This window comes from Bacteroides cellulolyticus (assembly GCF_025567135.1).
Classification (GTDB): Bacteria; Bacteroidota; Bacteroidia; order Bacteroidales; family Bacteroidaceae; genus Phocaeicola; species Phocaeicola cellulolyticus.
In genome coordinates this window covers 180,752-198,620 of record NZ_JAOQJJ010000003.1, presented here as the reverse complement: position 1 = coordinate 198,620, position 17,869 = coordinate 180,752, and the positions used below count along the sequence as shown (strand labels likewise).

General features: G+C 37.0%; 11 protein-coding genes. 4 read left to right on the top strand and 7 right to left on the bottom strand.

Annotation, left to right across the window (positions count from 1 at the left end; genetic code table 11):
- Positions 1–116: 116 nt before the first annotated feature.
- The 7 genes from OCV82_RS05485 to OCV82_RS05455 form a co-directional block, all read right to left on the bottom strand.
- Positions 117–1,652, bottom strand: coding sequence for a hypothetical protein (locus OCV82_RS05485; protein ID WP_154043515.1), 1,536 nt, complete (start codon positions 1,650–1,652; stop codon positions 117–119).
- A gap of 5 nt (positions 1,653–1,657) precedes the next feature.
- Positions 1,658–1,870 carry a hypothetical protein gene (locus OCV82_RS05480; RefSeq protein WP_154043514.1) on the bottom strand — a complete coding sequence of 71 codons (213 nt, stop codon included), beginning with the start codon at positions 1,868–1,870 and terminating at the stop codon, positions 1,658–1,660.
- 197 nt (positions 1,871–2,067) lie between these two features.
- Positions 2,068–2,970, bottom strand: a complete 903-nt coding sequence (locus OCV82_RS05475) for a PD-(D/E)XK nuclease family transposase (RefSeq protein WP_154043513.1) — start codon at positions 2,968–2,970, stop codon at positions 2,068–2,070.
- A 129-nt stretch (positions 2,971–3,099) separates the two neighbouring features.
- On the bottom strand, positions 3,100–4,719 hold the full coding sequence (locus tag OCV82_RS05470; protein WP_154043512.1) for a fimbrillin family protein: 1,620 nt from the start codon (positions 4,717–4,719) through the stop codon (positions 3,100–3,102).
- Between the two features lie 63 nt (positions 4,720–4,782).
- Positions 4,783–6,372: a fimbrillin family protein gene (locus tag OCV82_RS05465; RefSeq protein ID WP_154043511.1), complete on the bottom strand. Its 1,590-nt coding sequence runs from the start codon at positions 6,370–6,372 to the stop codon at positions 4,783–4,785.
- A gap of 22 nt (positions 6,373–6,394) precedes the next feature.
- Positions 6,395–7,951, bottom strand: a complete 1,557-nt coding sequence (locus OCV82_RS05460) for a fimbrillin family protein (RefSeq protein ID WP_154043510.1) — start codon at positions 7,949–7,951, stop codon at positions 6,395–6,397.
- A 29-nt stretch (positions 7,952–7,980) separates the two neighbouring features.
- Positions 7,981–8,976, bottom strand: a complete 996-nt coding sequence (locus OCV82_RS05455; RefSeq protein WP_154043509.1) for a fimbrillin family protein — start codon at positions 8,974–8,976, stop codon at positions 7,981–7,983.
- A 581-nt stretch (positions 8,977–9,557) separates the two neighbouring features.
- Here OCV82_RS05455 and OCV82_RS05450 point away from each other — a divergent pair.
- The 4 genes from OCV82_RS05450 to OCV82_RS05435 are packed head-to-tail and all read left to right on the top strand — an operon-like array spanning position 9,558 to position 17,861.
- Positions 9,558–12,767: a SusC/RagA family TonB-linked outer membrane protein gene (locus OCV82_RS05450; protein WP_154043508.1), complete on the top strand. Its 3,210-nt coding sequence runs from the start codon at positions 9,558–9,560 to the stop codon at positions 12,765–12,767.
- Between the two features lie 34 nt (positions 12,768–12,801).
- Complete coding sequence (locus OCV82_RS05445) at positions 12,802–14,676, top strand: RagB/SusD family nutrient uptake outer membrane protein (protein ID WP_154043507.1); 1,875 nt, start codon at positions 12,802–12,804, stop codon at positions 14,674–14,676.
- Between the two features lie 30 nt (positions 14,677–14,706).
- Entirely contained in the window at positions 14,707–15,858 is a 1,152-nt protein-coding gene (locus OCV82_RS05440; protein ID WP_154043506.1) for a DUF5017 domain-containing protein, read from the top strand.
- 14 nt (positions 15,859–15,872) lie between these two features.
- Entirely contained in the window at positions 15,873–17,861 is a 1,989-nt protein-coding gene (locus OCV82_RS05435) for a DUF4988 domain-containing protein (RefSeq protein WP_262543052.1), read from the top strand.
- Positions 17,862–17,869 lie beyond the last annotated feature (8 nt).

Genomic DNA, 17,869 nt, shown 5'->3' with positions numbered 1-17,869 from the left:
TGTAAGTTAAACTCCTTCATAGTTGAGAGGATACATTTTCAGGTTGACAAGGCTTTCCATTCGGGCGAAAACCTTGTCAACCTGTTTTCTTGCGGATATTCAGTAAATGCCCTTGTTTAGTTACTTATTAAAAAGTTAATGATGAAATAAGCCAATGATAAAACTATTATTAGTCCAATTACTGAAATGCAAAGTTGTATTATGTTATACCTTTTTTTCTTAAGTTTCACAATTAAGGTTGAAATTTCGATATATAGACTATATTGCCACGCAAATTGTGCTTTCCGTAGATTACTGTTTGCAAATAGAAAATTGTGTTTTGGCGTTTTACTTTTGAATTGATTGTTTAATATTCTTTTATGTGGAATTATATAAATAAGAAATCCTACAATAGCTAAAGACCAAAATAGTGTTGCGTAATATGTCAATAATCTATAATCAATATTATCGAGTTTTATTTTTTCAAATTCTGTAAAAGTATTTAGAATTGTAATTATAGCCACAATAAATGCTAAAATTCCAGAACCTATGAAAATAATATTGTTTTGTGCAATTATAGAATTGACTAAACTTTTTTTGTGGATTAGCATGTGCTCAATTTCTTGCTTTTGTGTTTTAAGGAATTCTTCAGTTTTGTCAGCTGTGTCCTTGCTTATGAGATTGTTGTTTCTGAATACGTTGATAAATGCGCTTGCATATATCATTATTCCATTAGCATCAATTGGATAATCTTTAAATCTATTTCTTTTAAGTTTCCCAATAGGGTTCATGAATGCGTTCATTTGATGTCTGAAAATACCTGTCATCATGTTTTCCTCTCCTTGTCTGTATGGATGTAGGTTCGATGCAGGCAGGAAGGTATCATGTTCTTCATTGTGGTGATAGTTTGTGTGAAACAAGTATTTTACATAATTCATTGCTACTTTGAACAATCTGTGCAATGGAATGTTTCTTGTGTAATCTGTTGCGGTGTTTTCTTGAGTGTAAAGTGTTTTGTATTGATTGTTTGTTGTGTCTTTTAGCAACATTATTCCGTCCCTCGTAAGAAGTACGTTAAAACTGAAAATAGGTTTTCCTGTCGTGACGTTTTTTATTTCCTGAACTATGTTTTTTATGGATTTCCATTTTTCTACCATATTATTTCTGAAGGATTCCAATGTTTCCATCGAAGCTGCATTAATATAAAACATTTTTTTATATTCTTCGCATTCGTTCGATAATTCTATCATTGCTTCCAATATTCTTACTTCATTATTTTCAAGTCTCTCTGTTGTTTCGTTGATAATGATTAATTGTCCCAATAGAACACCGTCATTTATAAAATATTGGTGTATCTCTTCATCTTCGATATTAAGGTTTTGTAATAATTCTTCATATTCGGTGCGTACATTTATGTCACCGGTAAAAATGAATCTGAAAGTTCTTGAGTATTTGGAGCCGGCTTTTGAATCATTTACTGTTAGCATTGATGTGGCAGCAATATAATGTTCAGAGTTCATTCCTACGTATCTCTTTATTCTTGCCACGTATTTATCCACATCGCCTAAAATATTCTCCGGATTTTCGAGTAGTTCTAAAGATAAGGCTCCCCTTACAGTGGGAAGCCATGCAAAGCAATCATACTGTTTAATTAGATTTTTTAGGTTAGCCATATTGATTATTCAAAAGGTAATATGATTGACTGGTCTGCTTCTAATTTGTTGTTTTCTTTGTTATATACTATTCCGTTTCTTTGTTTCTCAATATTATAATAACTCTCTTTTTTACTTAATGCGTAGAGATTAATAATGCGTTCAACCACTTTCTTTATAAGAATCATGGCTGTTATTGCCAATATAGGCAGTACGATGAAAATTAATAAAAACTTCATATGTGAAAAATCATATGGCAGAAATAAGTTGAACTTGATTTTTGCCTGTTCATAATGTCCGTTTTATATATTATAATCTAATGGATGTATTTGTTATTTCTATTTAGAACTAAGTTTATTTTTGCAAAGGTAGTAATAATTTTCTAATTATATTGTGAATCAGTGTTTTTTTACCATATTAGTTGTTCAATATGTAGCTAATTCAAGTTCGTAATTTCTTCTTCTGATAGCCCGGTGACTGTAGATATTGTGCCTAAGTCTATACCAATTTTCTTCATATTACGGGCTATTTCCATTTGTTTTAGTTTTTCACCTTCCGCTATTCCCTCTGCTCTACCTTCTGCCCTTCCTTCCGCTCTACCTTCCGCTCTACCTTCCGCTCTCTCGGTATTTATATTGTCTCTCAGAATCACGATATTGTCAAGATGTCTGTAGTATGCTTCTTTCTCTACTTTAGTCATATTATCTATTTTGAGTTTTTCTCTAACCACGTCCAGTCCAGGGGCATTTGCTCCTTCGGGTATTTCTCCTGTGTTCAGATAATAAATCCATTCCTCTAGCGGAGTTTTTGCCACTTTGTTGAAGTCGTTTACTTTCAGGATATAATATTCCGGATAAAGTTGGCTTACTTCATCTACCTTGAATGTCTGCTTTTGGAACGGACTCAGTTCCAGTATATCGTTAGTATGAATTCCGCGGAATTCAGTTTTTCCATGATAAACAATGTCTTTTCCGTGTCCTAGAGTGAAATAGACGATATTTATGCTGTATATTTTTCTTACCTTGTCGTATCCTTCTCCTCTGTTTATGTATTCAGTTACCAGTTTTGATGTACCGAAAAGCATTCTTTGGAAGTAGGCATATTCGTTGTTGTTCTGCACTTCTATCAGGATAAGGTTTCCTTTAGAGTTTTCCGCCAGCATATCCACACGGTTATACTTGTCATATTCCTCTTCCTGATTGCTTTCGCTTTCCAGCAGGTTCTTTATGGTTATTTTTTCGTTCAGTAGGGTAGTGAGCAGTCCTTCCAGTACCTGAAAGTTAGCCTTGTCCCTAAGCAGGCGTTTCATTGCCCACTCGAATCTGATATAATTCCCCATAATTGCAAAATTTAGGTTTTTGCAAATGTAAGTATAAGATTTTGTTTTTCAAAGTGTTTGGGGTATGAACGAAAAAAAGAGGATGAGCTATGGGGCTCATCCTCTTTTGGAGATATCTTTTATATTAGATTATTCTGCTACGTAAGGTTCCATCTTTACGTCTGAGATGTAGATTGTGGCTGTGTTTGATTGTACATCTGCTGTTGCAGCATCGTTTGTATATATACGTAAATCAAATTTAGAGTAGTCAGATGCACTTGAATCAATCCATCGTTTTTCATAGTTGTTTCCACCCTCCTCAATTCCATTAGTTGGTACAGTTCCTACAGCAGTACTTTTTTTGTCGAAATTAATGTAGAATGTGTAATCTTGCCATGTATCTGCAGCACCTGGTGTAACAGATACTGTTGTTGCCAAGAAATTCTGGTTTGTAGCTGCTCCAAATGAACTGCTATTGTCTGCATTTCTACAAGTAAATACAAGTTTAGAAACGGTTCCTGTACCATTTGAGCTTCCCTTAACTTTTAAAGTTACTTTGTAAATACCTCCATTGATAGGTGCATCTGCAGAGCAATGGTAGTATCCTAAAGTCCCTAAGTACCAACTGTTGTTGACAGCTTTTTTAGTTTCAGCATTCCATGTAGAAGTATATGAAAGCTTGGCTGCTTTGCCCCAAGTCGTTGTTGCATCATCTTCAATAGTATATGTAATATCACCTGGTTCATTTTCTGCTCTTTTTAATCCAAACCAAGTATCTTCTTCGAAACTTGGGGCAGCTATAACATCAGCTAAAGTCTCACCTAAAGGATAAATATATGTTGGTACTATCACTTCTGTGCTACCTTCTCCTCCTTCAACAGTACTACCATCTTCCCAATTTGCGATTGTTCCTTTGCCTATTTCAATAGTTGTTTCACCAGGTGCAGTTCCTAAAGTTACATCGAACTGACGCAATTTTCCACTTTCGTATGGAACATCAGCATTGTAAGTGAACTTGTAGTTCTTACCGTTTGAAAATGTTGTCAATATACCCTTGTTTGCAGTAATAGTTTGTGCCGGTACGATAGCACGATAATTAAAAGGTGCTGATTCACCGTTGGTTGAACAAGCCTTCATAGCTACTGTACCTAATCCACCTGCTGCTTCACCAACAGTTGCAGTTCTAAGGTTAAGCGCAGCAGTAGGATATACATTCTGCAAAGTTACAGTAGCATTTTTAGCAGCCAAATCACCTTTTAAAGAAACCTGAACCAAAGCAAATGCATGTGAATATTGCAATGGAACAGTTGTTGTTCCGGCTGCAACATTTTCAGATTTAGCCATTAAGGCGTCGCTTCCTGTATAACCTGTAGTCTGGTCGCCAGCTACAGTCAGGCTAACAGAAGTTGCGTCAGTTGCTTCTGCATTGTAAGGATAGTATGCATAATAGCTATATGAAACACCTTCTTCAGCAGTGATAGCCTCGCCTTGCGCTTCCCATTTTCCGTCTGCGCTCAGTTTGTAGTAAGCATTTTTTACAACAGGAGTTTCACCGTTATAAACAAATATACCAACTTCGTCACCAGCTACAAATGTAGTAGCGTATCCACCGTCCGGAGTTTCTGTTCTTGATACAGAATTTACTCCCATTTCAAATTCCACCGGTGTGCCTTTATTCTCACCGTTGTTTAAATTCTCTTCCTTTACGCAGGAATTCATGGCCAGCATCGCTACGGCTGCCATAGCCAAAAGTCTAAAGTTTGTAGTCATCTCAGTATTAATTAGTAAATTAGACAAATTAAGTTTTATATTTAGTAAAAAGGTCTTGTTTTATTATTCGGATATGTATGGTTCCATAACCAAATCTGATATATAAATCTTTGAAACAACTTTCTGAACCGTTTCAGAAGCATTATTGTTTGTATAGAATCTCAAGTCAAATTTTGAGTAATCGTCCGAAGTCGTATTTTTCCAATCATTTTTTTCATCGTATTTTTCGTTAGTCGTATCGGTGATAACAGTTCCAACAGTCTTGCTCTTTTGGGAGAAATTTATATAAATAGTAAAATCTAACCATTGATTATCTGTTGGAGTCTTGCCTACAGATGTTGCAGTAAAGGTTTGACTAGCGGATGCTGCAAATGACGAAGAGTTATCAGCATTTCTACAAGTTATCACAATCTTTGAGGCTCCGTTTGGCGCAAGCTCACCATCTGCAGTAGCCGATTGGCTTAGTTCCGTCTTTAATTTCATTGACAACTTGTATATTGTTGTCTTCGACATATCCAATGGTGAGGCATGATAATATGAAAGGGCAGCCTTGTAAAAACTGTTAGCGGAAAGCGCATCACCGAAAATTGACGTATATTGCAATGACGCGTATTTACCCCATTCGGTGGTTTCGTCTTTCTGTATTTCGAATGCCGCCACAGTATTGTAGTCTGTCTTGTCAATGTATTTCACCCATGTGTCGGAACCCAAATCAAAGTTCTTGATTACTTCCGTAAGCTGGTCGCCCAGTGGCAATATCAGAGGAACAATAACCTCTTCTACTGATGAGTTTCCATCGTTTTCAGTACCTTCTGTCCAATCATTTATGTCAGACTCTAGATTGATGGTTATTTCAGGCTCTCCATTTTCATTCAATGTTATTGTCAATGACAGATATTTTCCCTGTTCAAATTTTATTTCTCCTGAATACTGAGCATGATAAGTCTTTCCGGCAGCAGTTATCTTGAATACAGGAGTAGAAGCGGCAATTGTCTGTGCAGGAATAATGGCACGATATTTTAATGGGGTTGTCAGTGCATCCATTGTGATATTGGCTTTGCTAGTTCCTGTTGTTATGCTTTGTGCGGTCAGGTCAATAGTGGCGTCTGTTGCAATATCCAGCATTTCTACAGTTGCGCCTTCGGTAACACCGAAATCCACCAGTTCTACTTCAACCAATGATAAAGCATGATTATATGATAAAGAAACGTTGTTTTCGCTGCTTGTAGCTGTGCTGTACAGAAAATCGTTCTTTATAAATCCTTCAGTTTCCTGATTTGTAGAAACAGAATAATTTATATATGTTGTCGCATTTTCCATGTATGGATAGTATGCATAATAAGTGTATTCCGCTCCTTCAGGAATTTTTATCGCGGCTCCGCTCCAGGATGTTCCGTCTGTAGTGGTATATTTGATGTTAGAGTATGAAGCTACGTCTTTTACGAATATACCTACAGCGTCGTTTGCTGTGAATGCTGCAGTGTGGCTGTCGTCAGCCATTGAAGTTCTTGACGACTGTGTTGTGACGATTCCCATTGAGAAATTAACGTATCCGTTATCTGACGGATGTTCGTTAAGATCCTTGTTGCATGCAGTCATAGCGGACATCGCTACAGCTGAAATGAATATCTTATTTAATATTTTACCGGTCATAACAGTTTAATATTTATTCGTTCTAATATTGTTCAATTTTTAAGTCGCTGATGTATATCACCGGTTGCAGGCTGGAATTGTTGGTATAAACCCTTAAATCAAATCCGCTATAATCTTCCGGTGTGGCATCAACAAAGAATTTTTTATCATCCGTTCCATTTATTCCGCTACCGACAGTTGAACTTAACTGCTTGAAGTTTATGTAGAAGAAAAATTCTTCCCATGTCCCTGCGCTGGCCGGCTTCTTGCTTACTGTAGTTGCGGTGAATGTGTCAGGTTTGGTACTTGCAGCAAATGAATAAGTATATCTCTCACTGCTTTTAGCTTTGCATGTGAACACTAGTGTAGAAACTGTAGAACCTCCATCACAAACATCTGCTTTGACTTTGGCAGTGACTTTATAAATATATGTATCGTCTGTAACGTACATAGGCTCTGCGTGGTTATATCCTATAGTAGCCTTGTACCAACTGTTGTTTATTTCCTCATTATTTACATTGTATGTCATTTTAACGGCTTTGCCCCAGGTTGTGGCGTTATCTTCCACAATCTCAAAAGCGGATCTTGCTCTTTCGGCATCACTTTGAACCATCTTGAACCAAGACTCTTCTGTGAAGTTTCTAGTGTCGGCAATTACTTCCGGAAGTTCTGTTCCAATAGCTTTTATCAATGGTATTTCTGTAACTTCACTATCTCCCGGGTTTTCTCCGTTGCCCCAATCGTTGATTGCTCCACCTATAGTGATCTGTTCTCCTTCAGGCAGCGGAACAAGGCTGTTTACAGTTATTTGTAGAGCCTGACCTTTATTAAGAGATATTTCTGAGGGAGCATTTACATCGTATGTTTTTCCGTCTGCTGTTATTGACATAAATCTAGAGCCTGCCACTATGACCTGTGCCGGAATAATGGCCCTGTATTCCATTCTTTGTTCTGATTTCTTCATCTTAATAGAAACAGTTTCTCCGCTTGCAGCTGAAATCTCTCCTGTTTTTGCATTTACGGTTACAGCTGGTAAAATGTTTTCAAGTGTAATAGTTGCGTTGGCATCAGCTGTTACACCGTCTTTTATACCAACTTGTATCATGCTCAATGAGTGTGAGAAGTTAAGCGAAATGTTTTCAGCTCCGGCTGCTGAAGTTTCATTTCTTGCAGTAAGGAAATCTTCATTACTGATGCCTGCTGTCTGGTCTTCACTTACGTTTACACTAATGGCTGTGATGTCTGCCACTCCATTTCTGTAAGGATAGTACGCGTAGTACTTGTATTGAACACCATCTTTTGCTGTTAATGGATTTTCTGAAGTCCAGCTGCTTCCGTTATAAACGTATTTCACATTTTTTGCAATTATATTATCTCCTTCATATACGAATATACCTATTGAGTCATTGGCTGTAAATGAAGTAGTCAAATTGCCGTCTGCAATACTTGTACGTGACAAGCTGTTAATCCCTGTTGTAAAGTTTATTATATTCTCCTTATTGGAGTCATTGTTATATTCTCCTTCAATATCCTTATTGCAGGAAGTGAAACAATTGACACCTATCAAGGCTAATATCAGAGTCTTATAAATTTTTTTCATGAGATTATAGTGTTTTTAAAGGCCGTTATTTATTTTATACTTTCATTACCGTCAACTTCAATTCCGCCTCCGTTGTTTATCCAGTCATCAATAGTGAAGTTGGTGTTTGTAACCTTGATATCAGGTTCGCCGTTTTCATTTATTGTAATACTGAAATTAGTATTTGTGGCACTTTCAATTGCTGATATATGATTGGCAAGGCTTACAGGGATTTCTTTTGTTTCTGTTTCTCCAGCTTCGTTTGTCTTAGTGATTTTGATGACTATTGTTATGTTGTCAGCCTGTATATTATTGTCCGTGCTTCCTTCACTTCCCTGGGTATTTATAATTACAGGGAAGACAAGTGTATAAAATCTTACGGTATTGGTGGCTCTGGACAATGAACTGCCGCTAGCCATAGTTAATTGGCCAAATTCTGTTGCTGTGAATTTACCATTATATATATTCATATTCCCTTTTATCGGTGTTTCCTGAATAGTGGCATTAATATCGGTATTATCTGCAAATGCGGATGGGTCAATATCCATTGTTATCAATGAAAGGGCATTTTTCATTTTCAGCTCGGCTTTTCTGTTTTCTTTGTTTAGACCGTTTATTCTGCCGAATTGAAGTTTTGCTCCGAATTCCTGATTGGCAGTAAGGTCAATAGCTACATCTGTTGTGATTTCATTTACTTTAGGGAAATATGTAGCCAAGTCCATACTTTCTCCGGTACTAGGCAAGTATATAGTAGAATCGTTGTTTGCCGCATTTAAGTAGGATCCTACACCATCAGATATATATCTGATATTAGTATAAGGAGTCACAACATTATCGGTGCCGTTTTCTAGCATTGAAACACCTAGGCTTTCACCCTTTAGATATGATTCCGGTGCCTGGTCTGTTTCGAAACCAAGACTTCTTGCTGTTATTATGACCGGATATGCTTTGTCATAAATATTACTGGAACTATCTTCTTTTTTACATGAAGACAGTGACGCTGTGAAAAACACAAGAATGAAAAAATAAAAAAGTTTATTTATCATATTAATTAAGATTAGATTTCTAATGATTTTGTTCATTGTATGAAACAAAAATAACAAAGTACTACGCGAACTTTTCTAAATATTATATTTCGTTCCAATTGCAAATATAATAATAAAAAATGTATTTTTATATACACAAATAATTCAAAATTAGTGCAATAATAGTACATTTTTAAGAAATACTTACTTTTGGGGCTATATATTTACTCTTAAAATATATTTTGAGTATAATCATCCTCAAAATATATTCAGTCATGTTTATATAGTAGCAATCATTTACTTTATTTCGTGTATAAAATATTAGTATATTTGAAAAAACTTTATTAACTTGCACCCAATTATGATAAAAATCGAATAAAGGGCTGGAAAGGCGAAGTTTTTTGTGTAAAACTATATTGTTATATATTAAATATGTGTATCCGATAATATTTAATAAAAAAATATACCTATGTGACGTTATTTATAAGATTGTTTGTATTATTTTGTACTAATCATGAATTATTTTATCAAATATTAGAAGTTAGTTTTTAATATATTTGCAGAAATAAACCTTGAAAATAAACTTAATGTAATTTTATTTTATGAAAACTGGATTCCAAGAATTTTTAAAATGGAAGAGGGCTTTCAGTGTATTGCTGTTAACCTTAGTTGCAGTCACCGGAGCGGTGGCGCAAAGTCTTGTCAGAGGTACGGTGATCGATGATACCGGATTGGAGGTCATCGGAGCGAGTATTCTGGTAAAAGGAACTAATCAAGGAACTATAACAGACATGGAGGGAAAGTTCTCATTAAGTGTGCCGGATGCAAATGCCGTGATAGTAGTTTCTTATATTGGTTATCAGACACTTGAAATCAAAGTGGATGTTACTAAACCAATGTCTATAGTGCTTAAAGAAGACGCGGAGGTTTTGGAGGAAGTTGTAGTTGTTGGTTACCAGGAGGTGAAGAAAAAAGACTTGACCGGATCGGTTGCTAAAGCTGATATGAATGATTTGCTTAATACGCCGGTTGGTTCTTTTGATCAGACTCTTGGAGGACGCGTAGCCGGGGTGAACGTAACATCATCTGAAGGTACTCCTGGTGGAAATATGAATATTGTGATTCGTGGTAATAACTCTTTGACACAGGATAACTCGCCTCTGTATGTCATAGACGGATTCCCAGTTGAAGATGCAGCAATGGCGAGTACAATAAATCCTTCGGATATTGAATCGCTTGATATATTGAAGGATGCTTCGGCAACGGCTATTTATGGTGCACGTGGAGCGAATGGTGTAGTTATAATTACAACTAAAAAGGGTACAATAGGAAAACCGCAGATTACATACGATGGAAGTGTGACTATGCATAACGCTTCACGTAAAATTCCGATGATGGATGCATACGAGTTTGTTAAATTACAGGCTGAAATGTATCCTACACAGGTGACATCCGAGAATGGAGGTTATCTGATGATGTATGAAGGAAAGCAATGGACGCTTGACGATTATAAGAATATAGAACAGTATAACTGGCAGGATGAAATTTTCCGTACTGCATTCCAGCATAATCATAGTCTTCGTCTGACCGGAGGAACAGAGGGGGTGAGATATAATGCCTCTACTTCATATTATGACCAACAGGGTGTGCTGTTGAATACCGGATTTGAGCGTTTTCAGATGAGAGCAAATACTGTGGTAAAGCGAGATAAACTGGATATCAGTCTTACTACTAACTATTCCAGAAGCATACAGACTGGCTCGACACCTTCAGAAAATTCATATAGTGGTATGAATAACTTGTTCTATAGTGTGTGGGGTTACAGACCTGTTACATTCCCTAACAAACCTCTTAGCTCATTGATGGATAATGTAATGGATGATGCCGTAGATAATAGTAATGACTACCGTTTCAACCCTATATTATCTTTGAAAAATGAATATAGGAAAAATTATATCAACAATCTGCAGATAAACGGTTATGTGGCTTATGAGATAATGAAAGGACTGAAACTGAAGGTTTCAGGCGGTTATACTTACGACTCGCGTAAGAATGACCAGTTTAACAATTCCAAGACTCGTTATGGTGGCCCGACATCAACTGATAAAGTAAATGCACAGGTGATACGTAATGAACGCCTTACATGGTTGAATGAAAATACGTTGACATATCAGACAAATATTAAAAGAAAGCATTTTTTCAATGCTTTAGTTGGTGTTACTTTCCAGAATTCAGATTATGAGTATTATTCTTTCCGTACTACACATATTCCAAATGAATCATTGGGTATGGCAGGTATGTACGAGGGACAGGCTAATACAACTAATTCGTACAAGACTTCATGGTCAATGATGTCTTATTTGGGACGATTGAACTATAATTACAAGTCAAAATATTATGCTACCGCTTCATTCCGTGCCGACGGTTCTTCTAAATTCAGTAAAGGTAACAGATACGGCTATTTCCCTTCTGCTTCTTTGGCATGGAACTTTATGGAAGAGGATTTTATGAAACCTCTTGGAAAGGTGCTTGACTCCGGTAAGTTGCGTGCCAGTTGGGGATTGACCGGTAATAACCGTATTGGTGAATATGATTATTATGCATTGATGCAGGCATTGAAATCAAAGTTAGGTGATTATATTTCAAACGGTAGTGTCCCTAGTGGCGTATATCCTATTAATGGTGATAATACTACAGTGGGAACAGTGCCTATAGCTATAGGTAATGATAACCTTAAATGGGAAACTACAGAACAGTGGAATGTGGGTATAGACTTGAGCTTCTTCAGAGAAAGAATCAACTTTACCGCAGATGTTTATCGTAAGGTCACACGTGATCTTCTGCTCAATGCCTCTGTGCCTTTGTCGTCTGGTTTCTATAGTGCAACAAAGAATATCGGAAAGGTGAAGAATGATGGTTTGGAATTGAGCTTGAGTACTAAGAATATTACTACCAAGAATTTTACGTGGACAACTGATTTCAATATTGCGTTCAATAAGAATGAAGTATTGGAATTGGCGGAAAATCAGACAAGCCTGTTGACAGCGGCTACATTCGACCAGGATTATAATTCGCAGACAAGTTATATAGCAAAGGTTGGATTGCCTATGGGTATGATGTACGGATATGTGTATGAAGGAACTTACAAATATGATGACTTCAACAAGTCCGGTGAAACTTATACTCTGAAGAACGGAATACCTCATTTCTCTACAGAGAACAATACTCAACCGGGTATGCCTAAATATAAGGACTTGAATGGGGATGGAACTATTGATTCAAACGACCGTACTATAATAGGACGCGGACTTCCTATACATACCGGTGGTTTTACGAATAATTTTACATATAAAGGTTTTGACTTGAGTATATTCTTCCAGTGGTCGTATGGCAACGATATTATGAATGCCAATCGTCTGTTCTTTGAAAGCTCAAACAATAGGGCACGCGAGCTGAACCAATATGCAAGTTATGCTGACCGTTGGACTCCGGAAAATCCGGACAGTGATATCCCGGCTGCTACAACTTCAAGTTCGAACAGAGTGATCTCATCAAGAATAGTGGAGGATGGCTCGTTCCTAAGACTTAAGACTCTTACTTTGGGATATACATTCCCAAAAGCTATGATTGCCAAGGCTGGATTGAGTAATGTCCGCCTATATTTAGCTGGACAGAACTTGTGGACATTGACAAGTTATTCGGGCTACGATCCTGAAGTATCAGTACGTAACAGTGCCTTGACACCTGGATTGGACTTCTCATCATATCCGAGATCATATACAATCAGTTTTGGTGTGAATTTGGGATTCTAAAAATACAGTAAAACAGATAAAATAAAAGAAGTTTATGAAAATACTAAAATATACACTTTTTACATTGGCTCTTGGAAGTTTGTCCGTATCATGCAATTTTTTGGACAAAGAGCCGTATAAGGTGACTATAGATACTTATTTCAATACGGCGGATGAGGCAACATCTTTTGTTACCGGTATTTATGCCATATTAGGACAGTCGTCTTTCTATGGGGCTGACTATATGTATCTTAACGCAGGTGATGACCTTGCGCATTATGGAGGTTCGGGACGTGCTCCTGCCACTAGAGGCTTGGTATGTAATAATGCTACTGTGAGTGATGCTGCAGTGACTGGGTTTTGGTACACTCTGTATTCAGGAATAAATCGTGCGAATATTTTCCTTGAGAATATTGACAGAGTGGCAGATATAGATGCAAAACTGAAAGCTCAGTATATATCTGAGGTCAGATTTCTTAGGGCATTTTACTATTTTAATCTTGTTCAGTGTTGGGGTGATGTACCATTCAAAACAGAATCAACAAAAGATGTAATAGGGCTTGATATACCCCGTACAGATAAACAGGAAATTTATAATTTCATAGTGAAGGAGATGGCAGAAGTTTCTGACGATGAAACTGGCGGACTTCTTTCTGCAAAAGAACTTGGATATAAACCTGGTAGAATCTCTAAATCTGCGGCATGGGGAATGTTGGCTAGAATATATCTTTTCCGTGCCGGTGAGTTTCATCGTGATAATAGACCTGCAACAGAGGAAGAAAACAAGACTTATTATGAGGAAGCTTTGAAATATGCAAAACTGGTTGAAACTAAAGGAGGGCATGATCTGGCTCCGGATTATTGGGATTACTTTATAGATTTGTGTTCTGACAGATACAATACTAAGGCCAATGAAAGTATCTGGGAAGTGGAATTTTCTGGTAACAATACAACAGACGTGAAAGCTGAAGGTAGAATCGGTAACATTATAGGTCTTGCTGCTCCTGACATGTCTTCTAAATCGAATGTTGTTGGCTCTGCGGATCCGGGTTATTCATATGAATTTATTTTTGCAACTCCTAAGTTGTATAGATTGTATTGCACAAATGCTCCCAGTACACAAAACCTGATGTCTATGGAAGTTAAATTCACACAGGCAATATATGATAAGAAGGATGAAGCTGACCCGATATGGCAGACATATCTGACTAAGATGAAGGATGCGCGATTCCTTTGGAATATTGCTCCTTTCATTTATATGGAAAAGGACGGAAAAAATACCGGAGTGACTGGACGAAAATTCTATGAACTTGGTTTCAGAGATGCTTTCCTTGCACATGATAATGGCAGGTCTTTCTCTTATGGAAATGTTAATTGGGATAAGAATACTGATGAACCTAAGGATGGCGACTACGATTATAATGGAGTATTTACCAATAACATAGCCCGTGCGTGCGCAAAATACCGTCGTGAATACGAAGCTGACAAGAAAGACAAGAATAATACAGCCATTAATTTCCCTATCTTGAGATATTCGGATGTACTACTTATGATTGCAGAAGCCGAGAATGAATTGAACGGTCCTACAAATGCATACGCTTATCTTAACGAAGTAAGAGAACGTGCCGGGGCAGACAAGGTGGAGGAAGGCTCGCTTGACAAGATCAGCTTCCGGCAGATGGTAAAGGATGAAAGAGGACGTGAATTGTGTTTCGAATATACCCGCCGTTTCGACCTGATACGTTGGGGAGAATATGTTGAAAACATGAACGCTCTTTACAACTCTGCGCGTGCGGGAGGTGAGTGGAATCAAGGACCAACAAACGTATATACTTATTTCAATATTTCGGATACGTATAATTATTATCCGATACCTGATGCAGAGACTGCCGTAAACAAGGCAATCACTGATAATAATCCGGGATGGTAATTTATTGATAAAGAATAAAACCTATATTAAATGAAAACATATAGCATATATACAATTCTAATTTCAGCATTGGTCATGACTTCATGCAACAAGGAAATGACTAAGGGACTTGAGGACGTTAGTGTAAGTGTTACACCTGGTGCCAATGTTACTGTGGACGGACTGACGGTTACAGTGAATAGGGGTGAACCTGTGGTGTTCAATATAAACGGAGAACCTGATTTCGTTACTTTTTATAGTGGAGAGACAGGTCATCAATATACATATAAAGACAGGTATGAGACTCAAGTGGAAGATATTTTATCATCGAAGCTGAAGTTTAATATCTATCAGGAAGGTGCATCGTATTCCGATGAAAGATATAACAATACAATTGATGTGTTCTATACATTTACAGACGCAGCTTTAGGTCAGGAAGGTTTTCCGGGATTGTCAAAAACTGATTTTGACGCGGATTCCACTTTAGTGGCTGATTTCTATAAGAATGGTAAATGGATTCCGGTGAGGGATCATACAGATTATGACAATCTTGCGCTTAACGTGGTTGAGGCGTTGAAAGTAGAGCTAGATGTGAAGAATATGATTGGTAAGAATCTGGTGGTTGCTGTGGCGTATAATGCTGATGAGCGTAAAAACCCTTCTACTGCCGGAGCTTCTGCAACAAACCAACCTAAGTATTATTTTGACTCGATGTGTATAGAGAATGTATTGAGAAATAATTCTGTTACTACACAATATGCAGGTAATTTCATGTTTACCGCACTGAACTTCAATCACAATTATCTTTATGAGAAATCAATAAAGAATGAAGAAACAGATGAAAAGGGAAATGACTGGACTAGTGTTTCAACCTATTTACCAGAGAATTTGGCTTATGGAACGGTAACGGCTAATGTCCCTGGCTTGTGGAATATGTCTAGTGTGGCAAATGGCGGCTTCTTCATACAGGGTACAGGTAGTACCTATGAATGGAAAACAGCTTGGCTTGTGTCGGATCCAATCAATATCTTGGCATGTGATCCTGATAAAGGTGAAAACGTGAAGAATTTGTCGCAGGATTTACCGACATATACTTATACTTACAATAATGTTGGTACGTATAAGGCGACATTTGTATTTAATAATGTAAATTACAAACACGATGCGAATAAAATCATCAATGTAGTTATAAATGTAAAATGATAAAAATAGATATTATGAAAACCTTTAAATTTTTAATGCCTTTCATGCTGGCTGTTTTGGTCTTCGCCGGCTGTGATACTGACGATTTGAGAAACGACATTGATGAACTGAAGAATCGTGTCGAGAGCCTTGAAGCGCAAGTCGCTTCCATTAATGAAAACATGAATGCGCTAAGGGTGCTTATTGACGGAAATAAAACAATCTCTTCATATACGTATGATGAAACTACAGGCGCATATACGCTGACTTTGAGTGACGGTAGTGTGATAACACTCACTCAGGGTGTGACAGGCACGGTAAATTATCCGTCTATAGGTATAGATGAAAACGGATATTGGACTGTAAATGGAGAATCTTTAGGTCAGCAGGCTGTTGGTCAGAACGGAGCTACTCCGGAATTCAGAATTGAAGAAAGTACTAACTACTGGCAGGTAAAGTTTGGTACAGGTGAATGGCAGTATGTTGTTAATTCAAATGGTGATAAGGTTCAGGCTACTACAGAGACAATAAACAACGGTGATCAGTTCTTTAAAAGCGTAGAGGTAAAAGACGGTTATCTGGTAGTGGTTTTGAATGATGAGAATTCTCAAACATTGAAAATGCCTATTGTTGACGGACTGACATGCGAAATTATAACAGAAGGTGTATCAGGCTTTGACGGCAATGTTCTTTTTGTTGCTGCAGGAGCTACTGTTAAACTTAATGTAAACATAAGCGGAGACAATTCTATAGTAACTGCACCTAATGGATGGATTGCCACTTTAAGCGAACCGGTTGATGGTAAAGCTGAACTGTCACTGACAGCTCCGGCTTCTGCTTCAACATTTACAAGAGCGACCGCTGACAATACCAAGGATGTTGTCGTTCAGGCAAATAAAGGAATCAATTGGGCTGTAGATAAGATTCAGGTTGAGATAGGCGATGGTGAACAAGGTGATGATGGTGATGCAGATGAGGTTACAAGTTATTATGAGAAGTATAATAATGGCGAGACATTTGAGATTGCAGGAGTACAGATTAATAATCAACTTTATCCGGATGCCATATATGTTGAAGGAAATGTTGATCTTACTAGTGATAATACTATCTATTTTGTAAAGCCTGGTCAGGATATTAAGCTTAATTATGTTTCTACAAGTTCTAATTTGGGTAATACTATCATTATTGGTGATAATTCATCGCAGAAGTCTTCTTTCGTAATAAATGGTCAGTATATAAAGCTAAAAGAAGTAGATGCTGAGAATAAATCTTTATTCTTATGTTATAACGTTGAAATTACGGCTAATCAGGCTAATTATTCAATGATAAACTATGGACATATGAAGAAAGTTATTTTTGATAAGTGTGTTTTTAAATTGAATCCCACTCAGCCATTTTATTCGAATGGTTCTTCAAAGCCTGAGCAAATAGATAGGTACATAGATGAATTTGTTATATCTAATTCTGTGTTGGATTTTGCTGGATGTACCAAGAGCTTTTTTGTTGCTGATGGTCTTGCTTATCCACAATTTGGAATTATACTTAAAAATAACATCTTTTATAGTAGTGGTGAAGATTATATAACGAGATTGTTTTCGTTAAAACTTTCAACAGCTAGCTTTACGATGGAAAATAATACGTTCTATAAGGTGACATCTGCTACTAATGCATACTTTTTTTCTGCTAAATTGTCAAGCGTTATAGCTAAAAATAATATTTTCTATTCAGAAAAATTTACGGCAAATAATTTGATACTTAAAGCTAGTACAAGTGATTCTAAATTTGATTTTACTGGAGTTGCTTGTCAAGTGGAAAATAATGTTGGCGTTAAAGGTGAATTTGCATCAGGAAGCGAGACTAAAACAAGTATCTGGCAAGTATTTTATGGTGGAAGCAAACCTGATGGATGTACAGAAATTACTAATCTGAAAGTTGGAGAGTCGCCTTTCGATGTAGTTGATGTGCAATCTTTGACTTTCAAGCCTAAGGCTGAGTATTCCGGTTATGGAGCAACAATAAAATAAGAGATTGA

Bases quoted from the DNA above. Each gene is read 5' to 3' on its own strand.
- OCV82_RS05485 (WP_154043515.1), bottom strand. From the start codon at position 1,652: ATGGCTAACCTAAAAAATCTAATTAAACAGTATGATTGCTTTGCATGG.
- OCV82_RS05480 (WP_154043514.1), bottom strand. From the start codon at position 1,870: ATGAAGTTTTTATTAATTTTCATCGTACTGCCTATATTGGCAATAACA.
- OCV82_RS05475 (WP_154043513.1), bottom strand. From the start codon at position 2,970: ATGGGGAATTATATCAGATTCGAGTGGGCAATGAAACGCCTGCTTAGG.
- OCV82_RS05470 (WP_154043512.1), bottom strand. From the start codon at position 4,719: ATGACTACAAACTTTAGACTTTTGGCTATGGCAGCCGTAGCGATGCTG.
- OCV82_RS05465 (WP_154043511.1), bottom strand. From the start codon at position 6,372: ATGACCGGTAAAATATTAAATAAGATATTCATTTCAGCTGTAGCGATG.
- OCV82_RS05460 (WP_154043510.1), bottom strand. From the start codon at position 7,951: ATGAAAAAAATTTATAAGACTCTGATATTAGCCTTGATAGGTGTCAAT.
- OCV82_RS05455 (WP_154043509.1), bottom strand. From the start codon at position 8,976: ATGATAAATAAACTTTTTTATTTTTTCATTCTTGTGTTTTTCACAGCG.
- OCV82_RS05450 (WP_154043508.1), top strand. From the start codon at position 9,558: ATGAAAACTGGATTCCAAGAATTTTTAAAATGGAAGAGGGCTTTCAGT.
- OCV82_RS05445 (WP_154043507.1), top strand. From the start codon at position 12,802: ATGAAAATACTAAAATATACACTTTTTACATTGGCTCTTGGAAGTTTG.
- OCV82_RS05440 (WP_154043506.1), top strand. From the start codon at position 14,707: ATGAAAACATATAGCATATATACAATTCTAATTTCAGCATTGGTCATG.
- OCV82_RS05435 (WP_262543052.1), top strand. From the start codon at position 15,873: ATGAAAACCTTTAAATTTTTAATGCCTTTCATGCTGGCTGTTTTGGTC.